The sequence below is a fragment of the Streptomyces sp. NPDC059909 genome (assembly GCF_042730885.1).
Taxonomy (GTDB): domain Bacteria; phylum Actinomycetota; class Actinomycetes; order Streptomycetales; family Streptomycetaceae; genus Streptomyces.
This window is the reverse complement of record NZ_JBHWKX010000019.1, coordinates 64,393-84,334: the sequence shown is the minus strand read 5'-3', so window position 1 is coordinate 84,334 and position 19,942 is coordinate 64,393. Positions and strand designations below refer to the sequence as shown.

Annotated in this window: 13 protein-coding genes and 1 riboswitch; of the genes, 2 read left to right on the top strand and 11 right to left on the bottom strand. The window is 70.1% G+C overall.

Annotated elements, in window-relative coordinates:
- Positions 1 to 121: 121 nt before the first annotated feature.
- Complete coding sequence (locus tag ACFV9O_RS15795; RefSeq protein ID WP_385417579.1) at positions 122 to 403, top strand: HPr family phosphocarrier protein; 282 nt, start codon at positions 122 to 124, stop codon at positions 401 to 403.
- 183 nt (positions 404 to 586) lie between these two features.
- On the opposite strand, the gene ACFV9O_RS15790 is transcribed toward ACFV9O_RS15795, so the two are convergent.
- From ACFV9O_RS15790 to ACFV9O_RS15775, 4 genes are all read right to left on the bottom strand, one after another.
- Positions 587 to 1,270, bottom strand: a complete 684-nt coding sequence (locus ACFV9O_RS15790; RefSeq protein ID WP_385417576.1) for a GntR family transcriptional regulator — start codon at positions 1,268 to 1,270, stop codon at positions 587 to 589.
- Between the two features lie 188 nt (positions 1,271 to 1,458).
- A complete protein-coding gene (locus ACFV9O_RS15785) occupies positions 1,459 to 2,232 on the bottom strand; it encodes a M23 family metallopeptidase (protein WP_385417574.1) in 774 nt (257 codons plus the stop codon).
- Between the two features lie 13 nt (positions 2,233 to 2,245).
- Positions 2,246 to 2,409: riboswitch (cyclic di-AMP (ydaO/yuaA leader) on the bottom strand.
- Between the two features lie 208 nt (positions 2,410 to 2,617).
- Positions 2,618 to 4,006: a M16 family metallopeptidase gene (locus ACFV9O_RS15780; RefSeq protein ID WP_385417571.1), complete on the bottom strand. Its 1,389-nt coding sequence runs from the start codon at positions 4,004 to 4,006 to the stop codon at positions 2,618 to 2,620.
- The gene (locus ACFV9O_RS15775; RefSeq protein ID WP_385417568.1) at positions 4,003 to 5,355 is read right to left on the bottom strand and encodes a M16 family metallopeptidase; all 1,353 of its coding nucleotides are present in this window, start codon (positions 5,353 to 5,355) and stop codon (positions 4,003 to 4,005) included. The genes ACFV9O_RS15780 and ACFV9O_RS15775 overlap by 4 nt, the downstream gene beginning before the upstream one ends.
- A gap of 191 nt (positions 5,356 to 5,546) precedes the next feature.
- Here ACFV9O_RS15775 and ACFV9O_RS15770 point away from each other — a divergent pair, with 191 nt between their 5' ends.
- Positions 5,547 to 7,997 (top strand): DNA topoisomerase (ATP-hydrolyzing) subunit A, encoded by a 2,451-nt coding sequence (locus tag ACFV9O_RS15770; protein WP_385417566.1) that lies wholly within the window; start codon positions 5,547 to 5,549, stop codon positions 7,995 to 7,997.
- 67 nt (positions 7,998 to 8,064) lie between these two features.
- Here the strand turns inward: ACFV9O_RS15770 and ACFV9O_RS15765 are convergent, their stop codons facing one another.
- From ACFV9O_RS15765 to ACFV9O_RS15735, 7 genes are all read right to left on the bottom strand, one after another.
- Positions 8,065 to 9,219 (bottom strand): CobW family GTP-binding protein, encoded by a 1,155-nt coding sequence (locus ACFV9O_RS15765; RefSeq protein WP_385417563.1) that lies wholly within the window; start codon positions 9,217 to 9,219, stop codon positions 8,065 to 8,067.
- 135 nt (positions 9,220 to 9,354) lie between these two features.
- Positions 9,355 to 10,941, bottom strand: a complete 1,587-nt coding sequence (locus ACFV9O_RS15760) for a glycoside hydrolase family 13 protein (protein WP_385417561.1) — start codon at positions 10,939 to 10,941, stop codon at positions 9,355 to 9,357.
- Positions 10,942 to 10,990: 49 nt separating this feature from the next.
- Positions 10,991 to 11,866 carry a carbohydrate ABC transporter permease gene (locus tag ACFV9O_RS15755; RefSeq protein ID WP_385417558.1) on the bottom strand — a complete coding sequence of 292 codons (876 nt, stop codon included), beginning with the start codon at positions 11,864 to 11,866 and terminating at the stop codon, positions 10,991 to 10,993.
- A gap of 19 nt (positions 11,867 to 11,885) precedes the next feature.
- Complete coding sequence (locus ACFV9O_RS15750; RefSeq protein WP_385417556.1) at positions 11,886 to 12,851, bottom strand: carbohydrate ABC transporter permease; 966 nt, start codon at positions 12,849 to 12,851, stop codon at positions 11,886 to 11,888.
- Positions 12,852 to 12,854: 3 nt separating this feature from the next.
- Positions 12,855 to 14,279 (bottom strand): extracellular solute-binding protein, encoded by a 1,425-nt coding sequence (locus tag ACFV9O_RS15745; protein ID WP_385417554.1) that lies wholly within the window; start codon positions 14,277 to 14,279, stop codon positions 12,855 to 12,857.
- 136 nt (positions 14,280 to 14,415) lie between these two features.
- Positions 14,416 to 15,423, bottom strand: a complete 1,008-nt coding sequence (locus ACFV9O_RS15740) for a LacI family DNA-binding transcriptional regulator (protein WP_385417551.1) — start codon at positions 15,421 to 15,423, stop codon at positions 14,416 to 14,418.
- Positions 15,424 to 15,482: 59 nt separating this feature from the next.
- Positions 15,483 to 19,775, bottom strand: coding sequence for a discoidin domain-containing protein (locus ACFV9O_RS15735; RefSeq protein ID WP_385417548.1), 4,293 nt, complete (start codon positions 19,773 to 19,775; stop codon positions 15,483 to 15,485).
- Positions 19,776 to 19,942 lie beyond the last annotated feature (167 nt).

Genomic DNA, 19,942 nt, shown 5'->3' with positions numbered 1-19,942 from the left:
TGGGGCGGGTGCAGTCTTAGGGCACCCGCGAGTGCCCGGACACCGGCCGAGACGTTTCCGAGCACTGCGGGACACATGAGAGACTGGTCTAGACAACCGCTAGGACTTGAAGGGCATCACCATGGCTGAGCGCCGCGTCAATGTCGGCTGGGCCGAGGGCCTCCACGCCCGCCCCGCTTCCATCTTCGTCCGTGCCGCCACGGCCTCCGGCATCCCGGTGACGATCGCCAAGGCCGACGGCAACCCCGTCAACGCCGCCTCGATGCTCGCGGTGCTCGGCCTGGGCGCGGAGGGCGGACAGGAGATCGTGCTCGCTTCGGACGCGGACGGCGCCGACGCCGCCCTCGACCGTCTGGCGAAGCTGGTCGCCGAGGGTCTCGAGGAGCTTCCCGAGACCGTCTGACCCGGTCCGGGCCGGATCCGGGTCCCGGGCGTCGCGCCCCGCCGTACGCCGGAGTCGACCCGGGAACCGCACCCCGGCCGGCAATCACAAATGAATGGAAAACGGCGGAGCCGCAGTCACCGGGAATTACCGGTCTGCGGCTCTGCTGTTTGAAATAGCCCCTCTTTGTATACGGCGCTTTTGTTAATTGCGGGCGCTCGCCGTGTTTACGGCATGTTGCGAAGTCCTCACCGTCCCGCGCGCCGGAATGCGCAGCCGGTGCGCACCCGTCATCCGCTCGGCGTGCATCATGGTGAGCGCCCGCGCCCGCTCCGCGTCGCCGCGCGACACCGCGTCCACGATCGCGCCGTGCTCGGCCCAGGACTCCACCGGCCGGGCGGGCTGCTCGACGGCGTACATCCAGGCGATCTTGTGCCGGAGCTGGGTGAGCAGCGCGATGAGGCCGGGGCTGCCGGATGCCTGCACGAGGGTCTCGTGGAACCAGGCCCCGAGCGAGCGCAGGTCCTCGCCCTGGCCCCGGCGCGCCCGCTCCTGGCCGAGCCTGACCAGGCCGCGCAGCACTTTGAGGTGGGCCTCGGTGCGCCGTTGCGCGGCCCGCGCGGCGCCCAGCGGCTCCAGCAGCATCCGGATCTCCAGCAGATCGGCGGCCTCCTGCTCGGTGGGCTCGGCGACGCACGCTCCCGCGTGCCTGCGGGTGACGACGAAGCCCTCCGCCTCCAGGGTCCGCAGCGCTTCGCGCACCGGGACGCGTGAGACGCCGTAGCGGCGCGCCAACTGCTCCTCGGTGAGCCGGCTGCCGCGCTCGAAGACACCGGAGACGATGTCGTCGCGGATCGCCGTGCATACCGAGCGCGCAGGAATGCGCATACCGAACCTCCGCCTTTAATCCGCGCGAAACCCCGTCGAGCGACGTCTGTTCGGTGACTCTATTGCAGTGAGCCGGAAATTCCGATGGCCTACGGGAATCCATGGATATCTTTTGGCCGGAATACGCTGGCCGAAAGCCCCGGCCGGTCTTCATGACCGGGCCGGGGCCCACGCCGCGGAGGCAGGTGTCAGACGCGGACGCCGTGGCCGCGCAGATACGCGACCGGGTCGATGTCCGAGCCGTAGTCGGGGCTCGTGCGGGCCTCGAAGTGGAGGTGCGGCCCCGTCGAGTTGCCGGTGGACCCGGACAGACCGATCTTCTGGCCAGGGGTGACGGTCTGGCCGACCGAGACGCCGATGGACGACAGGTGGCCGTACTGGGTGTACGTGCCGTCCTTCATCTTGATCACGATGTTGTTGCCGTACGCGCCACCCCAGCCGGCCTCCACGACCGTGCCCATGCCGACGGCGACGACCGAAGTGCCGGACGGGGCGTGGAAGTCGACGCCGGTGTGGCCGCCGGAGGACCAGACCGCGCCGCCCGCCTGGTAGCCGGTGCTGATGTACGAGCCGGCGACCGGGAGCGTGTAGGACATCAGGCGCTTGCGCTCGGCCTCGCGGGCGGCCCGCTCCTTGGCCTCGCGGGCCGCCTTGAGGCGGGCTTCCGCCTTGCGCTTCGCCTCGGCCTCGGCCTTCGCGCGGGCCGCGGCCAGGTCGGCCTCACGCTGCTGGGCGTCGGCCTGGGCGTCGATCTGCTCGGCGAGGGTGTCGGCGGCGACGAAGGCCTGGTTGAGGCCGGTGTCCTCGAGGGAGGGGAGTTCCGTGTCGGCGGCGAGCGCCGGGGAGGCGAGGCTTCCGATGACGCCGGTGGTGGCGAGGGCCGCGGCGCCGGCGAGACCCACGCGCTTGCGCGTCAGCCGGCTCGGACCACGATGCTTCCCGGTGGCACGGGTGAACGCCATGTAGTGGCTGATCCTTTCCTTCCTTCTCGCCTACCGGGTTAGCTGACGGGTTCGGAGCAGGAAGGTCTCCTACGGGCCCCTCCGCACGGGTGCGAAGGCGTCCGATTCACCCCAGGGGACATGTGGGTCCCCGGCTCCCCGGGCTCGCGCCCGACGGGGACTCGGCGATGGCTGTCCGATGCCGCGAATGCGGCTGGTGCAACCGGCGGACAGCGCAGATGACGCTAAGCCGGACATCTTTCAATCACCAAACGGACACAGAGATTTGTTGTACATGCCACAGGGCAGAAGCGCAGCCTCTCCAACAAAACGGACATACGGAAGGGCCCCGTTGGCACGATGCCAACGGGGCCCCACGAGTGCGCCGGAGCCGACCGGCAGTCAATCAGCCCGTGACAACGGTCACTTCACCGATTCCGAGCGCCTTGACCGGCTCCTCGATCTCGGACGCGTCGCCGACGAGCACCGTGACGAGCCTGTCCACCGGGAAGGCGTTGACGACCGCGGCCGTCGCCTCGACGGTGCCGGTCTGGGCCAGGCGCGCGTACAGCTGGGCCTGGTAGTCGTCCGGGAGGTGCTGCTCGACCTGGTCGGCCAGCGTGCCCGCGACCGATGCCGCGGTCTCGAACTTCAGCGGGGCCACACCCACCAGGTTCTGAACGGCGACATCGCGCTCGGCGTCCGTCAGGCCCTCCGCGGCGAGGGTGCGCAGCACCTTCCAGAGGTCGTCCAGCGCCGGGCCGGTGTGCGGGGTGTCGACGGAGCCGCTGATGGCGAGCGTGGCCGCGCCCGTGCCGTCGGCGGCGGAGCGCAGGACCTGGGCGAAGGCCCGGACCCCGTACGTGTACCCCTTCTCCTCGCGCAGGACGCGGTCCAGGCGGGAGGTGAGGGTGCCGCCGAGGCAGTACGTGCCGAGGACCTGGGCCGGCCAGACCCGGTCGTGCCGGTCCGGGCCGACGCGGCCGATGAGGAGCTGCGTCTGGACCGCGCCGGGGCGGTCGACGATGACGACGCGGCCCGTGTCGTCGGCGGTGATCGGCGGCATGGGACGGGTCCCGGCCTGGCCACCGGTCCAGGCGCCGAGGGTGTCGGCCAGCACGGCGTCCAGGTCGACGCCGGTCAGGTCGCCGACCACCACGGCGGTGGCCGATGCGGGCCGGACATGGGCCTCGTAGAAGGCCCGGACGGCCGCGGAGTCGATGCGCTCGACGGTCTCCTCGCTGCCCTGGCGGGGGCGGGACATCCGGGAGGAGGCCGGGAAGAGCTGCTTGGAGAGCTCCTTGGCGGCGCGGCGGGCGGGGTTGGCGGTCTCGTGCGGGATCTCGTCCAGCCGGTTCCGTACGAGCCGCTCGACCTCGCTGTCGGCGAAGAGCGGCGCGCGCAGGGCCTCGGCGAGCAGGCCGAGCGCCTTGGGGAGCCGGGAGACGGGCACCTCGAGGGAGACACGGACGCCGGGGTGGTCGGCGTGCGAGTCGAGGGTGGCGCCGCAGCGCTCAAGCTCGGCGGCGAACTCCTCGGCCGTGTGCTTGTCGGTGCCCTCGGAGAGCGCCCGGGCCATGATCGTGGCAACGCCGTCGAGGCCCTCGGGCTCGGCGTCCAGCGGGGCGGTGAGGAAGATCTCCACGGCCACGACCTGCTGGCCGGGGCGGTGGCACCGCAGGACGGTCAGTCCGTTGTCGAGCAGACCGCGCTCGGGGGCGGGGAAGGCCCACGGCCTGGCCTCGCCCGCCTGCGGCTGCGGGTGGAAGTCCATGGTCACGGCAGCGTCGGTCACTGGTCCGCCCCCTCTGCGTCGTCGTTGTCGTCGGCGGCGTCGTCCTCGCCGGCCGCGATGGGCTCGTACACCAGCACCGCCCGGTTGTCCGGCCGCAGCCGGGCCTGGGCGACCGCCTGCACCTCCTCGGCGGTGACGTCGAGGACCCGCGAGACGGCGCTGAGCGCCAGCTGGGGGTCGCCGAACAGCACCGCGTACCGGCACAGTTCGTCGGCGCGGCCCGCGACCGTGCCGAGCCGGTCGAGCCACTCGCGCTCCAGCTGGGCCTGGGCGCGCTCCATCTCCTCGGCCGTGGGGCCCTCGGCGGCGAACCGCTCCAGCTCGTCGTCGACGGCGGCCTCGATGTCGGGCACCTCGACCCCGCCGGACGTCTTCACGTCCAGCCAGCCGAGCGAGGGCGCCCCGGCGAGCCGCAGCAGACCGAAGCCCGCGGCGACGGCCGTGCGGTCGTGGCGCACCAGGCGGTTGTGCAGCCGGGACGACTCGCCGCCGCCGAGGACGGTGAGCGCCAGGTCGGCGGCGTCGCACTCGCGCGTGCCGTCCTGCGGAAGGCGGTAGGCGGCCATCAGCGCGCGGGCCGGGACCTCCTCCTCCACGACCTCGCGCAGCTGCTCCCCGATGATCTCGGGCAGGGCGCCGTCGCGCGGCGGCTGCTTGCCGTCATGCGTCGGGATGGAGCCGAAGTACTTCTCGATCCAGGCGAGGGCCTCCTCCGGGTCGATGTCGCCGACGACCGACAGCACCGCGTTGTTCGGCGCGTAGTACGTACGGAAGAAGTTCCGCGCGTCCTCCAGCGTCGCCGCGTCCAGGTCGGCCATCGAGCCGATCGGGGTGTGGTGGTAGGGGTGGCCCTCCGGGTAGGCGAGAGCCGTCAGCTTCTCGAAGGCCGTTCCGTAGGGAACGTTGTCGTAGCGCTGGCGGCGCTCGTTCTTGACGACGTCCCGCTGGTTCTCCATGGACTCCTCGTCGAGCGCGGCGAGGAGCGATCCCATGCGGTCGGCCTCCAGCCAGAGCGCGAGCTCCAGCTGGTGGGCGGGCATGGTCTCGAAGTAGTTGGTGCGCTCGAAGCTGGTGGTGCCGTTGAGCGAGCCGCCCGCACCCTGGACCAGCTCGAAGTGGCCGTTGCCCGGCACCTGCGCGGAGCCCTGGAACATCAGGTGCTCGAAGAGGTGAGCCAGGCCCGTACGCCCCTTGACCTCGTGGCGCGAGCCGACGTCGTACCAGAGGCAGACCGCGGCGACCGGGGTCAGGTGGTCCTCGGAGAGCACCACGCGCAGACCGTTGGCCAGGCGGTGCTCGGTCGCTGTCAGGCCGCCGGAGCCGGCCTGGGCTGTGGCCGTGTGACCCATGGGCATGTAGTCCCTTCGATCGCGTTGCTGGATGTCCTGCCACTGTATGCAAGCCGGTCGGAACCTGGCGAAGTTCCCCCAGCTTCCACCCGGTGTTCCGGGTCGCGGTCGGCGTTGTCGGTGGGACGGTCCACAATGGTCCGCGTCAGATCACGTTCATGGTTCATGTTGGTGAAGGAGCCGCAGCAGCGATGGCCCGCCGCAGCACGAAGACGCCGCCGCCCGACGACTTCGAGGAGAGGATCCTCGACATCGACGTCGTCGACGAAATGCAGGGCTCCTTCCTCGAGTACGCGTACTCGGTGATCTACTCCCGGGCCCTGCCGGACGCCCGGGACGGAATGAAGCCCGTGCACCGCCGGATCGTGTACCAGATGAACGAGATGGGGGTGCGCCCCGACCGCGGATACGTGAAGTGCGCCCGCGTCGTCGGCGAGGTCATGGGCAAGCTCCACCCGCACGGCGACGCGTCGATCTACGACGCGCTGGTGCGCATGGCCCAGCCCTTCTCGATGCGTCTGCCGCTGGTCGACGGCCACGGCAACTTCGGCTCCCTGGGCAATGACGACCCTCCGGCCGCGATGCGTTACACCGAGTGCCGGATGGCCGACGCGACGAGCCTGATGACCGAGTCGATCGACGAGGACACCGTCGATTTCTCGCCGAACTACGACGGGCAGGAGCGGGAGCCCGTCGCCCTGCCGGCAGCGTTCCCGAACCTGCTGGTCAACGGCGCCTCCGGAATCGCCGTCGGCATGGCGACGAACATGCCGCCGCACAACCTGGGCGAGGTCATCGCCGCGGCCCGCCATCTGATCAGGCACCCGGGCGCCGACCTCGAGACGCTGATGCGGTACGTGCCCGGTCCCGACCTGCCGACCGGCGGCCGGATCGTGGGCCTGTCCGGGATCAAGGACGCGTACGAGACGGGCCGCGGCACCTTCAAGATCCGCGCCACGGTGACCGTGGAGAACGTCACGGCGCGCCGAAAGGGCCTCGTCGTCACCGAGCTGCCCTTCACGGTCGGCCCGGAGAAGGTGATCGCGAAGATCAAGGACCTGGTCGGTTCGAAGAAGCTGCAGGGCATCGCGGACGTCAAGGACCTCACGGACCGTGCGCACGGACTGCGTCTGGTCATCGAGGTCAAGAACGGCTTCATCCCCGAGGCCGTCCTGGAGCAGCTGTACAAGCTGACGCCGATGGAGGAGTCCTTCGGTATCAACAACGTGGCGCTGGTCGACGGCCAGCCGCTCACGCTGGGCCTCAAGGAGCTGCTCGAGGTCTACCTCGACCACCGCTTCGACGTCGTCCGCCGCCGCAGCGAGTTCCGGCGCGGCAAGAAGAGCGACCGGCTGCACCTCGTCGAGGGTCTGCTCGTCGCGCTCCTGGACATCGACGAGGTCATCCGCCTCATCCGCTCCAGTGACAACTCGGCGCAGGCCAAGGAGCGGCTCATCGCGCACTTCTCGCTCAGCGAGGTCCAGACGCAGTACATCCTGGACACCCCGCTGCGCCGGCTCACCAAGTTCGACCGCATCGAGCTGGAGAGCGAGCGCGACAAGCTGACCGCGGAGATCGCGGAGCTGACCCGGATCCTGGAGTCGGACGCCGAGCTGCGCAAGCTGGTCTCGGCCGAACTGGCCGCGGTGGCCAAGAAGTTCGGCACCGAGCGGCGCACTGTGCTGCTGGAGTCCGCGGGCACGCCCCTTCCGGCCGCGTCGCTGCAGGTCGCGGACGACCCGTGCCGGGTGCTGCTGTCCTCGACGGGGCTCCTGGCCCGTACGGTCACCGGGGAGCCGCTGCCGGACGCCGGCGGCAAGCGCGCGAAGCACGATGTGATCGTCTCCGCGATTCCCGCGACCGCGCGCGGCGACGTGGGAGTCGTGACCTCGGCCGGGCGTCTGCTCCGGCTCTCGGTGATCGACCTCCCGCAGCTGCCGGACACCGCCGCAGCGCCGAATCTGTCGGGCGGGGCACAGCTGTCCGAGTTCCTGTCCCTGGAGGCGGACGAGACGGTGGTGTGCCTGACCACCCTCGACGAGGCCTCTCCCGGTCTGGCGCTGGGCACGCTGCAGGGCGTGGTGAAGCGGGTCGTGCCGGACTACCCGGCCAACAAGGACGAGCTGGAGGTCATCACCCTCAAGGAGGGCGACCGGATCGTGGGCGGCACCGAGCTGCGTACGGGCGAGGAGGACCTGGTCTTCATCACCTCCGACGCCCAGCTGCTGCGCTTCCAGGCCTCGCAGGTCAGGCCGCAGGGCCGGCCGGCGGGCGGTATGGCGGGCATCAAGCTCACGGAGGGCGCCGAGGTGATCTCCTTCACCGCGGTCGACCCGGCGGCGGACGCGGTGGTCTTCACGGCCGCGGGCTCCACCGGCACGCTGGACGACTCGGTGACGAGCGCGAAGCTGACGCCCTTCGACCAGTACCCCCGCAAGGGCCGGGCGACCGGTGGCGTGCGCTGCCAGCGGTTCCTCAAGGGCGAGGACGTCCTGGTCCTGGCCTGGGCGGGTGCGAACCCGGCCCACGCGGCGCAGAAGAACGGCACCCCGTCGGAGCTGCCGGAGATCGACCCGCGGCGTGACGGCTCGGGTACGCCGCTGTCGAAGCCGGTGGCGGCACTGGCGGGCCCGGCGTCGTAACCGCGGCACCTCGAGCACGCAAGCGCGCCCACTGGCGGGTGGGCGCGCTTCGCCGTTTTCCGCTCCCCTACCAGCCGTCCGTGTCCTGCGGGACGGCCTGCCTCGGCTCGGGCTCCGACTCGTCCTCGGGCTCCGGCTCCGGCTCCGGCTCCGGCTCCGGCTCCGGTACGTAACGGAGGATGCCCCACATGGTGTGCTCCTCCGGGGCGTCCTGCGGGCCGTTCACCCTGGCGGCGTCGAGCTCCTTGAGCAGGCTCCCCGTGTCGATGCCAGCGCCGATGAGGACCAGTCGGGTCGCGCGCTCCGCACCGGCGGGCCAGGGCTCCGGGTAGAACCGGAGGAACCGTCCGACGGAGTGGACGGTGTACCGGTTGCGGGGGTCGCCCTCTCCGAAGTCGACATGTCCCTTGATGCGGTAGAGCCCTTCGGGCCGTGCGTCGAGGAAGTCCAGCAGTCTGCGCGGGTGGAGCGGCTCGGCGGAGGTGAACGAGACGGTCTCGTAGGCGGCGTGCAGATGGCCGTCGCGCTCGTCGTGCTGGTGCTCGTGCTCGTGCTGGTGCGTGTGCTCGTGCTCGTCGTCGTAGAGGTCCTCGAACGACAGCTGGCCCACGCGCTCGCCGCGCGGGCGGCACTCGAAGAGCAGCTCGGGATCGACGCGCCCGTACGTCGCCGGGATCACCGCGGCCCCCTCGGAGAGGCCGGCGATCCGCTCGCGCAGCAGCTGCCCGGCCGCGTCGTCGACCCGGTCCGCCTTGTTCAGCACGACCAGATCGGCGATACCGAGATGCCGGTCGAGCTCGGGGTGCCGCTCGCGGGTCGCGTCGAACTCGGCCGCGTCGACGACCTCGACGAGACCGCCGTACACGATCCGCTCGTTCTCGCTGGCCAGGAGCATCCGGATGAGCTCCTGCGGCTCCGCGAGCCCGCTCGCCTCGATGACGATCACATCGAGCCGGGCGGCGGGCCGGGTGAGCTTCTCGAGGAAGACGTCCAGCTCGCTCGCGTCGACGGCGCAGCACAGACAGCCGTTGCCGAGGGACACCGTGGAGTCGCCGAGCTGCCCGGCCACGGTCATGGCGTCGATCTCGATCGCCCCGAAGTCATTGACGATCGCACCGATCCTGGTGCCGCGGCTCGCCCGCAGCAGATGGTTGAGCAAGGTCGTCTTGCCGGATCCCAGAAAGCCCGCGAGGACGATGACGGGGATCTGCGGATTGCTCAAGACGACTCCTGTGGGGCTCCGGTACGCGTCGGGCCCAGGATAGAGGCGGGGCCGGCAGACCACCGGGGAGCGGCTGGGGCGGCTGCGGTCCCACGGAGCGGGCCGCAGCGCGGATGCCCTGAGCCGGCCCCGGCGTCAGCGGCCCCCTCCTCGGGCCCGCAGCCACACCGCCGTGTCCCCCGGCAGCTCGCCCGACGTCAGTGGTCCGCTCGTCAGGAGCACCGACTCGTGGGGCGGCAGGGCGACCGGGTCCGCGCCCAGGTTGGCCACGCACACCAGCCCGTGCGGCCGGGCGAAGGCCAGGACGCCGGGAGCGGAGGGCAGCCATGTCATCGGCCCGTCCCCGAAGCCCGGTTCGGTGCGCCGCAGCCGCAGCGCCGTGCGGTAGAGGCTGAGCATCGAGCCGGGGTCGGACGCCTGACGGTCGGCGGCGTACGCGAACCAGCCGGCCGGCTGCGGCAGCCAGGGTTCGGCGGCCGGGGGCGTGCCGGTCCACGGCAGCGGCACCCGGCAGCCGTCGCGCCCCGGGTCGGTGCCGCCGGAGCGGAAGTGCATCGGGTCCTGGATCCGGTCCCGTGGGATCTCCGCCTCCGGGAGGCCGAGCTCCTCGCCCTGGTAGACGTAGACGGATCCGGGCAGCGCCAGCGAGAGCAGGGCCGCTGCCCGGGCGCGCCGGGTCCCGAGCGCGAGGTCCGTCGGGGTGCCGAAGACCTTGGTCGCGAAGTCGAAGCCGGTGTCCTCGCGTCCGTAGCGTGTGACCGTGCGCGTCACGTCGTGGTTGCACAGGACCCAGGTCGCCGGGGCGCCGACGGGCGCGTGCTCGGCCAGGGTCTCGTCGATGGTGCGGCGCAGCTTCTCCGCGTCCCAGGGGCAGGCGAGGAAGCTCAGGTTGAACGCGGTGTGCAGCTCGTCGGGGCGCAGATAACGGGCGAAGCGCTCGGAGTCCGGGAGCCAGACCTCGCCGACGAAGATCCCGCCGTACTCGTCGGCGACGGCCCGCCAGGAGCGGTAGATGTCGTGCAGCTCGTCCCGGTCGATGTACGGGTGCGGGTCACGGCCCGCCCCGAGGTCGGGCAGGTCCGCGTCCTTGACCGGCAGCGCGGCCGAGTCGATCCGTACGCCCGCGACGCCGCGCTCGAACCAGAAGCGCAGGATCTCCTCGTGCTCGCCGCGCACCGCGGGATGGGCCCAGTTCAGATCGGGCTGTTCGGGCGCGAAGAGATGCAGGTACCACTCGCCGTCGGGCAGCCGGGTCCAGGCGCTGCCGCCGAACTCGGACTCCCAGTCGTTGGGGGGCAGTTCGCCGTCCGTGCCCCGGCCGGGCCGGAAGTGGAAGAGGGCCCGCTCGGGGCTGCCCGGGCGGGCCGCACGCGCGGCCCTGAACCAGGCGTGCTGGTCGGAGACGTGGTTGGGGACGATGTCGACGATTGTCCTGATGCCCGCCTGGCGTGCCTCGGCGATGAGCTTCTCGGCCTCGACGAGGGTGCCGAAGGCGGGGTCGATGCAGCGGTAGTCGGCGACGTCGTACCCGCCGTCCGCGAGCGGCGAGAGGTACCAGGGCGTGAACCAGAGCGCATCGATGCCCAGTTCGGCGAGGTAGGGCAGTCCCGCCCGTACGCCGGCGAGGTCGCCCGTGCCGTCCCCGTCGCCGTCGGCGAAGCTGCGTACGTACACCTGGTAGATGGCGGCGGAGCGCCACCAGTCCGAATCCGATGCGGACACGTGGATCCTTTCGGGGTGGGAGGGGCGTCGGCCGTCGCGTCCGAGAGCGTCAGCCCTTGAGTCCGCCTGCCGTCAGGCCGCTCATGATGTTCCGCTGGAAGATCAGGAAGATCAGGAGTGTGGGCACGGACGCGATCGTGAGGGCCGCGATGAGGACGTTCTCCGGCACTCCGCTGGCGAGCGAGTAGATCCCCACGTTCAGCGTCTGCTTCGTGGGGTCGGGCAGGGTGAGCATCGGCCAGAGGAAGTCCTTCCAGACGCCGACCACCGCGAAGATGGAGACGACGCCCAGGATGGGCCGGGAGATGGGCAGCACCACCGACCACAGGGTGCGCAGCCGCGATGCCCCGTCGATCGAGGCGGCGTCGAGCAGCTCCTGCGGGATCGAGTCGAAGAACCGCTTCAACAGGAAGATGTTGAAGGCGTTGGTGACGGACGGCAGCCAGATCGCCCAGGGCGAGTTGAGCAGGTTGCGTTCCACGATCGGCACGTCGAGGACCGTCAGGTACTGCGGTACGACGAGGACGGTCGCCGGGATCATCAGCGTGACGAGCATCATCCCGAGGATCGCCCTGCCGAGGACGGGCCGGAGCCTGGACAGCGAGTAGGCGGCCGCGACATTGAGCACGAGCTGGAAGGCGAGCGCCCCGAAGGCGTAGTACAGCGTGTTGAACAGCAGCCGGGCGAGGTCCATCACCTCCCACGCCCTGGCGTACGTCTCCGGGTGCAGAGAGCCGGGGACCAGGGTCGGCGGTGACTGCACGGCCTCCTGGGTGGTCTTCAGCCCGCCCGTGACCATCCAGTACAGCGGTCCGAGGAAGACGGTCGTGAAGAGGACGAGGACCAGGGCGAGGACGGTCCAGTAGGCATAGCGGGCGCGGGGCCGGGCCAGCTGTGCGGGTGAAATGAGCGTCCGAGTGGTCATGTGCGTCGCGCTCCCCCGTTCATGTGTCGTCGGCGGTGCGGCTCAGCCGTACGTACGCGGCCGAGAAGCCGGCCAGCAGTACGAGCAGGAGCAGGCCGAGCGCCGCCGCGGCCCCGTAGTCGTTGAAGTTGAAGGCGTACTGGTAGATGAGGTAGACGACGGTGGTCGTCGAACCCTCCGGGCCCGCGCCGTTCGTCAGCAGGAACGGCTCGGTGAAGACCTGCATCGTCGCGACGATCTGCATCAGCAGCAGGAGCGAGAGGATGAGCCGGGTCTGCGGGATGGTGACGTGCCAGATCTTGCGCAGCACTCCCGCGCCGTCCAGCTCGGCCGCCTCGTAGAGCTCGCCGGGGATGGACTGGAGCGCGGCCAGGTAGATCAGGGTCGCGCCGCCCATGTTCATCCAGGTGGCGGCGATGACGACGGAGAGCATCGCGGTGTCGGGGTCCTGGAGCCACTGCTGCTGCGGTAGGTGGAGGGCGTCCAGGACGGTGTTGAAGAGTCCGTACCCGGGGTCGTACAAGTACTTGAAGAGCAGCACGGACGCGACCGGCGGCAGCATGACCGGCAGATAGACCAGCAGCCGCAAATAGGCCTGGGCGTGCCGGAATTCGTTGATCACGAGCGCGACCACGAAGGGGACGGCGAACCCGAGGACCAGGGCGAGGCCGGTGAAGAGGAGCGTGCCGCGCCAGGCCTGCCAGATGGCGGGATCGGCGAAGACCGTCCGGAGGTTGTCCCAGCCGGCCCAGGTCGTCCGCCCGTCCTCGGTCTTCTGGAAGGCCAGGAGGAACTCCCTGACCATCGGGTACCAGGAGAAGAACGAGAAGCACAGGACGGCGCCGATCAGGAAGGCGTGCGCGGACAGGTTGCGGCCGACGGCCCGTACGAACGCCTCGCGCCGCGGGGCCGGGCGAGAGCGGGAGGCGGCGTCGCTGACGCATGCCTCCCGCTGCTCGCCGGCGGGGAGGGTGGGGGCGGACATGGGCTACTGGTTCGCCAGGATCTGGTTCACCTGCTGCTCCGCCGTCGACAGGAGTTTGTCGACGTCGGCGTCCTTGTTGGTGAGGACCCCGGACATCACGTTGTCGAGGACCTTGTAGATCTCCTGGGCCTTGGGCGGCTCGGCCTTGCCCGTGACCGGGTTGTCCATGAAGGTCTTGAAGTTGGCGACCGGCATGGTGGCGTGCTGGGCGCGCTGGGCGTCGTCCTGGGTCTTGCTCTCGTTCAGCCAGAAGTTCGGCTGCGGGAGTCCGACGGGCAGACCGTCCGCCTTGGTGCGGGCCCAGTCGAACTGGCCCTTGTCCACGGTGAGGTTCTTGAAGTTCAGCCAGGCGATCGCGGCCTTGATCTTGTCCGGCGAACTCCCCTTCTTGATCATGTAGTTGTTGCCGCCGAAGAGGGTGGTCTTCTCGCCGGGGATCGGACCCATGCCGAAGTTCTCGTACTTCGCGCCCAGTTGCTGGACCATGTACGTGATGTCGTCGGGCGCGGCGAGGAACATCCCGAGCTTGTCGGTCGCGATCTGCTTCTGCAGGTCGCCCCACTTGAGCAGCTGGGTCTGGCCCATGCTGTTGTCCTCCCAGCGCATGGCGTGGAGGTTCTCGACGATCTGCTTGCCCAGCTCGTTGTTGAACGCGGCCTTCTTGCCGCTCGCGTTGACGACGTCGCCGCCGAGGCCGTAGGTGGTGGCGGTGAAGTGCCAGCCGCCGGTGTTCCCCGCGCTGTACTCGCCGAAGCCCGCGATGCCCTTGCCGAGTCCCGCGATGGCCTTGGCGGCCGTGCGGACCTCGGCCCAGGTGCGGGGCGGGGCGTCGGGATTGAGGCCGGCCTGCTGGAACAGCTTCCGGTTGATCAGCAGCCCCATGGTGTAGTTGCTGGTCGGCAGGCCGTAGAGCTTGCCGTCCTTGGTCAGCGAGTTCATCACGTCCGGGTCGATGTCCCCCCGGGCCGGGACGGACTTGTCGGTGACGTAGGCGGTGATGTCCGCTGCGCCGTCGTTGTCGAGCACCTGCTCCAGGTCGGTGAAGTAGGTGTAGAAGACGTCGGGCTGGGACTTGGCCTTGAGCATGGCGGTGAAGCGCGGCGGCTCCAGGCACTGCCCCGGGGTCGACTTTCCTTCGATCCTGACGTTCGGATACGTCTTGTTGAACGCCTTGACGTCCTCGTTCCACTCCTTGAGCTCGGCGGCCTTGGCGGCAGGCGGCATGCAGTCGATGGTCAGCGTCACCTTGGCCTTGGGGTCCAGGGGCGCCGACGGATCGGAGGAGCCGCCGCCCTCGGAGTCCCCGCCGTTGTTGTCGCTGCTGCTCGTGCCGCAGGCGGCGAGCGCGGTCAGGGCGAGGGCGGAGAGGAGGGCGGCCGCGGAGGTGCGGCGAGCACGACGCGTACGACGGAACCGGGCACTTCTCATCGGTGGTCCCCTTCGGGCATGAGCGTGGAAGGCCCTCGGCAGGCGCACTGCTGGGGCGCCGCTCACTCAACCACCGCCAACAGACGGCCGCAATATGTCGCGCAGACTTTGTAAAACTTCGACAGCGAGGCGCAGATCAACGAGGCGGTTGCGCCGTGGAGCCGCGCACGACCAGCTCGGGCTCGAACAGCAGCTCGTCGGGCGGGACGACGCCACCCTGGATCTGTGCGCAGAGCAGCTCGACGGCCGCCCGGCCCATCGCCTCGATCGGCTGGCGCACGGTGGTCAGCGGCGGTTCGGTGCAGTTCATGAACGCGGAGTCGTCGTACCCGACGACCGAGACCTGTCCGGGGACGGCGAGCCCGCGCCGGCGCGCGGCCCGTACGGCGCCCAGGGCGAGCGGGTCGCTCGCGCAGATGATGCCGGTGACCCCGCGGTCCAGCAGGCGCGTGGCAGCCGCCTGCCCGCCCTCCAGGGAGAACATCGAGCTCTCGAGGAACTCCTCGGGCAGCTCCCGCCCGGCGGCAGTGGCCGCGGCCTGGGCCGCAGCCCGCTTGCGCCGCGAGGGCACATGGTCGGGCGGGCCGAGGACGAGGCCGATCCGCTCGTGCCCGAGCGAGACCAGATGGCGCCAGGCCTGCTCGACGGCGACGGCGTCGTCGCAGGCGATGCACGGGAAGTCCAGGTTCGCGATCGAGGCGTTGATGAGGACGACCGGGATCTTGCGCTCGGCGAGCCTGCGGTAGTGGTCGTGGGGGGCGTCCGCCTGCGCGAAGAGACCACCGGCGAAGACGACCCCGGACACCTGCTGCTGGAGCAGCAGGTCGACGTAGTCCGCCTCGGAGACCCCGCCCTTGGTCTGGGTGCAGAGCACCGGGGTCAGCCCCTGCTGGGCCAGCGCACCGCCGATGACCTCGGCGAACGCGGGGAAGATCGGGTTCTGCAGCTCCGGCAGGACCAGCCCGACGAGCCGGGCGCGCTCGCCGCGGAGCTGGGTGGGCCGCTCGTAGCCGAGCACGTCGAGAGCGGTCAGCACGGCCTGCCGGGTCGCGTCGGAGACACCGGGCTTGCCGTTGAGCACCCGGCTGACCGTGGCCTCGCTGACTCCAACCTTCTTCGCCACCTGAGCAAGTCGTCGTGTCATGGACGCAAGACTAGCGCAAGCCATGCAAGTGGCTTGCGCTAGTCGTTCAGGCGGTGCTTCTAGGGGTTGACGGTGATCCTGAAGGTGGACGTGGTGTTCCTGATGTCCTGGGCGTTGTTGCTGAACCTCAGCCCGTTGAAGGTGACGTCACCGACCGCGGGGCCCTGGCCGGACTCGGGCATCTCGTTCGCCCAGAGCCCGAAGCCGGACTTGGCGTCGAAGGCGTCACCGCTCTTCCTCGCCCCGCTGATCGACACATCGGTCAGGATGCTGTCCTTGATCGGGTACAGCGACTGGCTGCCGTTGTACTTCGTCTGGAACATGATCCCGGAGTAGGTCGGATCGGTGATGTCCAGGCCGGTGATCCGGATGCCCTGGAACTCGTACTCCGCCGAGTACATCCACAGCGCCGGGAAGGTCTGGTTGCCCCAGAAGTGCCCTCCGGCCCGTTCCAGCGTGATGTTCTCGAATGTCGACGGGGTGCTGCCGAAGCCGAGTGCCGGGATCGGACCGAACTTCAGCGTGGCGATGGTGAGTCCGGAGTACGTGAGCGTGTCCGCGACATAGGCGTTGCGCACGGTGTTGTCGCTGCCGCCGTAGACGGCGATGCCGGCCGCCCGCCAGGTCAGCAGCGAGGTGATGTTCTCGTACACGTTGCCGGTCTCGTCCGCGTTGACGATGTCCACGGCCGGGAAGAGCGCGAAGGCGTCGTCCCCGGTCGTCCGTGCCTCGACGTTGCCGACCAGGTTGTCGCTGCTGCCGTTGGTGAAGTTGAGACCGTCGGCGTACATGTCACGGATCCGCGAGTTCTTGATGGTGATCCGGTCCGTGTCCGTGCCCCAGAAGAGGCACATCATGTGCTCGACCCACACGTTGTCGATGGTCATGTTCGAGACGTTGGCCCAGTCGAAGACCTTGCCCGGGCCGTCGTTGCGTGCGGTGTAGTTGCCGAAGAAGCCGAAGCCGGAGAACGTCGAGCCGTTCGCGGTCGCCTGGACGTCGAAGCCGGCATCCGTGTTCTCCTGGTCGGCCGGGGTGGCGAAGCGGCTGAACCACGGCCCCGCGCCCACGACCTTGACCGGCTTTCCGTACACCTGGAACTTGTTGGACGTCTGGTAGGTGCCAGGCGGCAGATACACGCCGACGAGCGTGCCCGTCGTGTCCATCCGCACCCTGTCCAGGGCGTTCTGAACGTCCTGGTGGCTGGTTCCGGCCGGGACGGTGTACGCCGCCGGGTCCGGGTTCGGCAGCGCCGTGACCTGCTCCAGGCTGACGAAGTCGATGGCGTAGGTGTGCCCGTTGGCCGCGTCCTTCTGCAGCCGGATCGTGCTGCCCGCCGGGACCGTCTCGCCCAGCATGACGTTCGCCTCGTCGTAGATGTGACGCGGTGCCCCGGCGCCCGGCGAGTTGCCAGGGCTCGCCTCGGCGCCGTACTGCCACATGTACTTCGAGGTGAGGTCGATGCTCTTGCGGAAGGTGCCGTCGACGTAGATGTTGAGCGTGGAGCTGATGCCTCCGCCGCCGGGTGCGTCGGGGATGGAGAAGCGGGTGACCAGGGTGTTGGTGGCGGCCCGGGTCGTGAACTCGACGTAGTTGCCGGTGTTGTCGAGGGTGACGGCCTTGCGTCCCGACGCCTCGCCCGCGAGATCGCCGATGGTCCGGTTCGGGCCGATGACCTTGGCGCCGCCGCCCGCGACTCCGCCCTCCGCCTCGTACATGTCGTACGGCATGTTCGCGCCGCGCCCGACGAACAGCGGTTTGGTGCTGGTGTTGTTCGCGCGCTTCACCGGCAGTTCGTTGGTGTCGTCCGCGATCACGACCTTGACGGTGTACTTGCCGTCGGCGGCCGGCCAGGTGCCGAGGTTCACCGGGGCGGCCGTGGCACCGGGGGCCATGGTTCCGGTGTGGGCGCCCGTCAGGGTCCTCACCGTCGCCCCCGACGCGTTGGCCACGGTCAGGGTGATGCCGTGGCTGCCGCCCGCGGACGCCACCGTGCCCTGGTTCCTGAGCGCGACGGAGAAGGTGACGGTGTCACTGCCGGCCGGGGCGCTCGGGGACCAGCTCACCGCGCCGGCGACCAGGTCGGAGCTGTCGACCGGCTTCACGACCAGCGGAGCGGCGGCGGTGAAGGAGTTGTTGGTCTCGTTCTGCTCGATGACCGCGTTCGCCTCGTCGACGACCGCGCCGAGCGGGTACGTACCTGCGTCCCGTGCCCCGATTCCGGCGCTGACCGTGGTGGACGCGCCGGCGGCCAGTGCGCCGACCGACGCCGTGCCGACGGTGGATCCGCCGAGCCGGAAGGCCACGGCCGTGGCACCGGAGGGCGCCGGTCCGGTGTTGCGTACGGTCGCGGTCAGGGTGACCGGATCCGATTCGACCGGTGCGACGGGGGCTGCGGTCAGCGCGGTGATCTGGAGGTCGGGGTTCGGCGCCGGGACGCCGACGACCTGGAACTCCGCGACCTGTCCCGCCGGCGCTCCGGTGTTGGAGGTGATCTTCAGCTGGACGTCGGCGACCCGTGCGGAGACCTGGATGGTCACGGCGTTCCCGGCCGCCGGGTCGAAGGTGTGGTCGGCGGCGGGCACGAGGCTGCTGTAGCCGGTCTCGTCCTGCTCCCGGCCGAGGACCTGGATGTTCTGGATCCGGGTGCCCCAGGCGCTGTCGGGGTTGAGCAGCAGCTTGACACTGCTGATGTCGGCGTTGGCGCCGAGCTTGACGGTGAGGGTGTTCGGGTAGCTGCCCGGTGCGCCCTCCCAGTAGGTGGTGGCGCTGTTGTCGTTGGCGTTCTGGGCGACGAAGGTGTGGACGTGGCCCGAGGCCGTGATCGGCTTTCCGACGGCGAGGTTGGAGCCGGTGCCGCCGCTGCCGTTGCGGGTCACGGTGTTGCTGTTCCCCGACCGGTTCCCGGCCGCGTCCTTCGCGCGCACGTAGTACGAGACGGTCGCGCTCGCGGGCTGGGTGTCCGTGTACGTCGTCACGTTCCCGGCCACGCTCGCGCGCAGGGAGTTGTTGGCGTAGATCTCGTAGCCGGTGACGCCCACGTTGTCCGTGGAGGTGCCCCAGGTCAGCCGGATCTGGCCGGCGGCCGGCTCGGTGAAGGTCAGGTTCGCGGGGATGGTGGGCGCCTGGGTGTCGCCGTTGTCACCGTTGCGGGTGACGGTGTTGCTGTTCGCGGACTGGTTCCCGGCCGCGTCCTTCGCGCGCACGTAGTACGAGACGGTCGCGCTCGCGGGCTGGGTGTCCGTGTACGTGGTCACATTGCCGGCGACGCTGGTGCGCAGCTCGTTGTCGGCGTAGATGTCGTAGCCGGTGACGCCGACATTGTCGGTGGCGGCGTCCCAGGTGAGCCGGATCTGGCCGGTGGCGGGCTCTGTGTAGGCGAGGTTCGCGGGCGCGGCCGGTGCCTCGGTGTCGCCGCCCGCCGGACCGTAGATCTCCAGCTCGGACAGCTGCCCCGCGGGCTGCGCGGTGTTGGCGGTGAAGAGGACCCGCAGATGGCGGGTGGTGACGGCGCCGAAGGAGATCGTCACGGACTGGCCGTTGGCGGCGCCGAACTCGTACCCCTGGGAGGCGGTGAGGTCGGTGAAGTCCGTGCCGTTCGAGCTGATCTGGAGCTGCAGCGTCTGGGTCCTGGTCCCCCAGCCGTCGGGGAGCCGCAGCACGGCGCGGTCGATACGGACGGAGGCGCCCAGGTCGGCCCGGATCCACTGGGGCAGCGCGTTGTTCTCGCTCTCCCAGTAGGTCGCCTTGTTGCCGTCGTTGGCGTTGGCCGCGGCGTACGTCTGGGTATGGCCGGCGGCCGTGAGGGTCTTGCCGAGGGCGAGGTTCCCGGAGGACGTGCCGGCCGCATACACCTCGAGCTCGGACAGCTGGGCGGCCTGCCAGCCGGTGTTGGCCGTGATGTGGATGCGTACGTACCGCGCGTCGGTGGCCGGGATGGCGATGGTCACCGCGTTTCCGTCGCCCGGTGCGAACCTGTGCGCCGCGGAGGTCTTGAGGGTCGCGAAGGCGGTGCCGTCGGTGCTGCCCTGCACGGAGAGGGTCTGGCTGCGGCTCTCCCACCCTGCGGGGAGACGGAGCACGATCTGGTCGATGCGGGTGGCGGTGCCCAGGTCGGCCTGGACCCACTGAGGGAAGGCGGTCCCGGCGCTCTGCCAGTAGGTGGCCGGGTTTCCGTCGGTGATGTTGGCGGCTCCGTACTCGCTGTGCGCGCTGCTGGCGGCTGCGGGGCGCCCGGCGGCGGCATTGGGTCCGCCGGCCGCGGACGCTCCCGTCAACGGCAGCCCGAGCAGCATCAGACAGGCGGCGATCATGGCGGTCAGAGCCCGCCGGCTCAAGCATGGGTTTCTCATCGGTCCCCGATCCCTGGGTCGACATGCGTTTGTGCATGGAGAAACTGAGCTATTTGCGGTCTGCGGTTGGAGAGTTGCAGAGATATGCCACGTCGTCCACCGTCCAAGTCGGCCAACAGTGGCCGATGTGAAACGTGAGCGTCTCCGTTGCCGGGCTGTTGCACCAC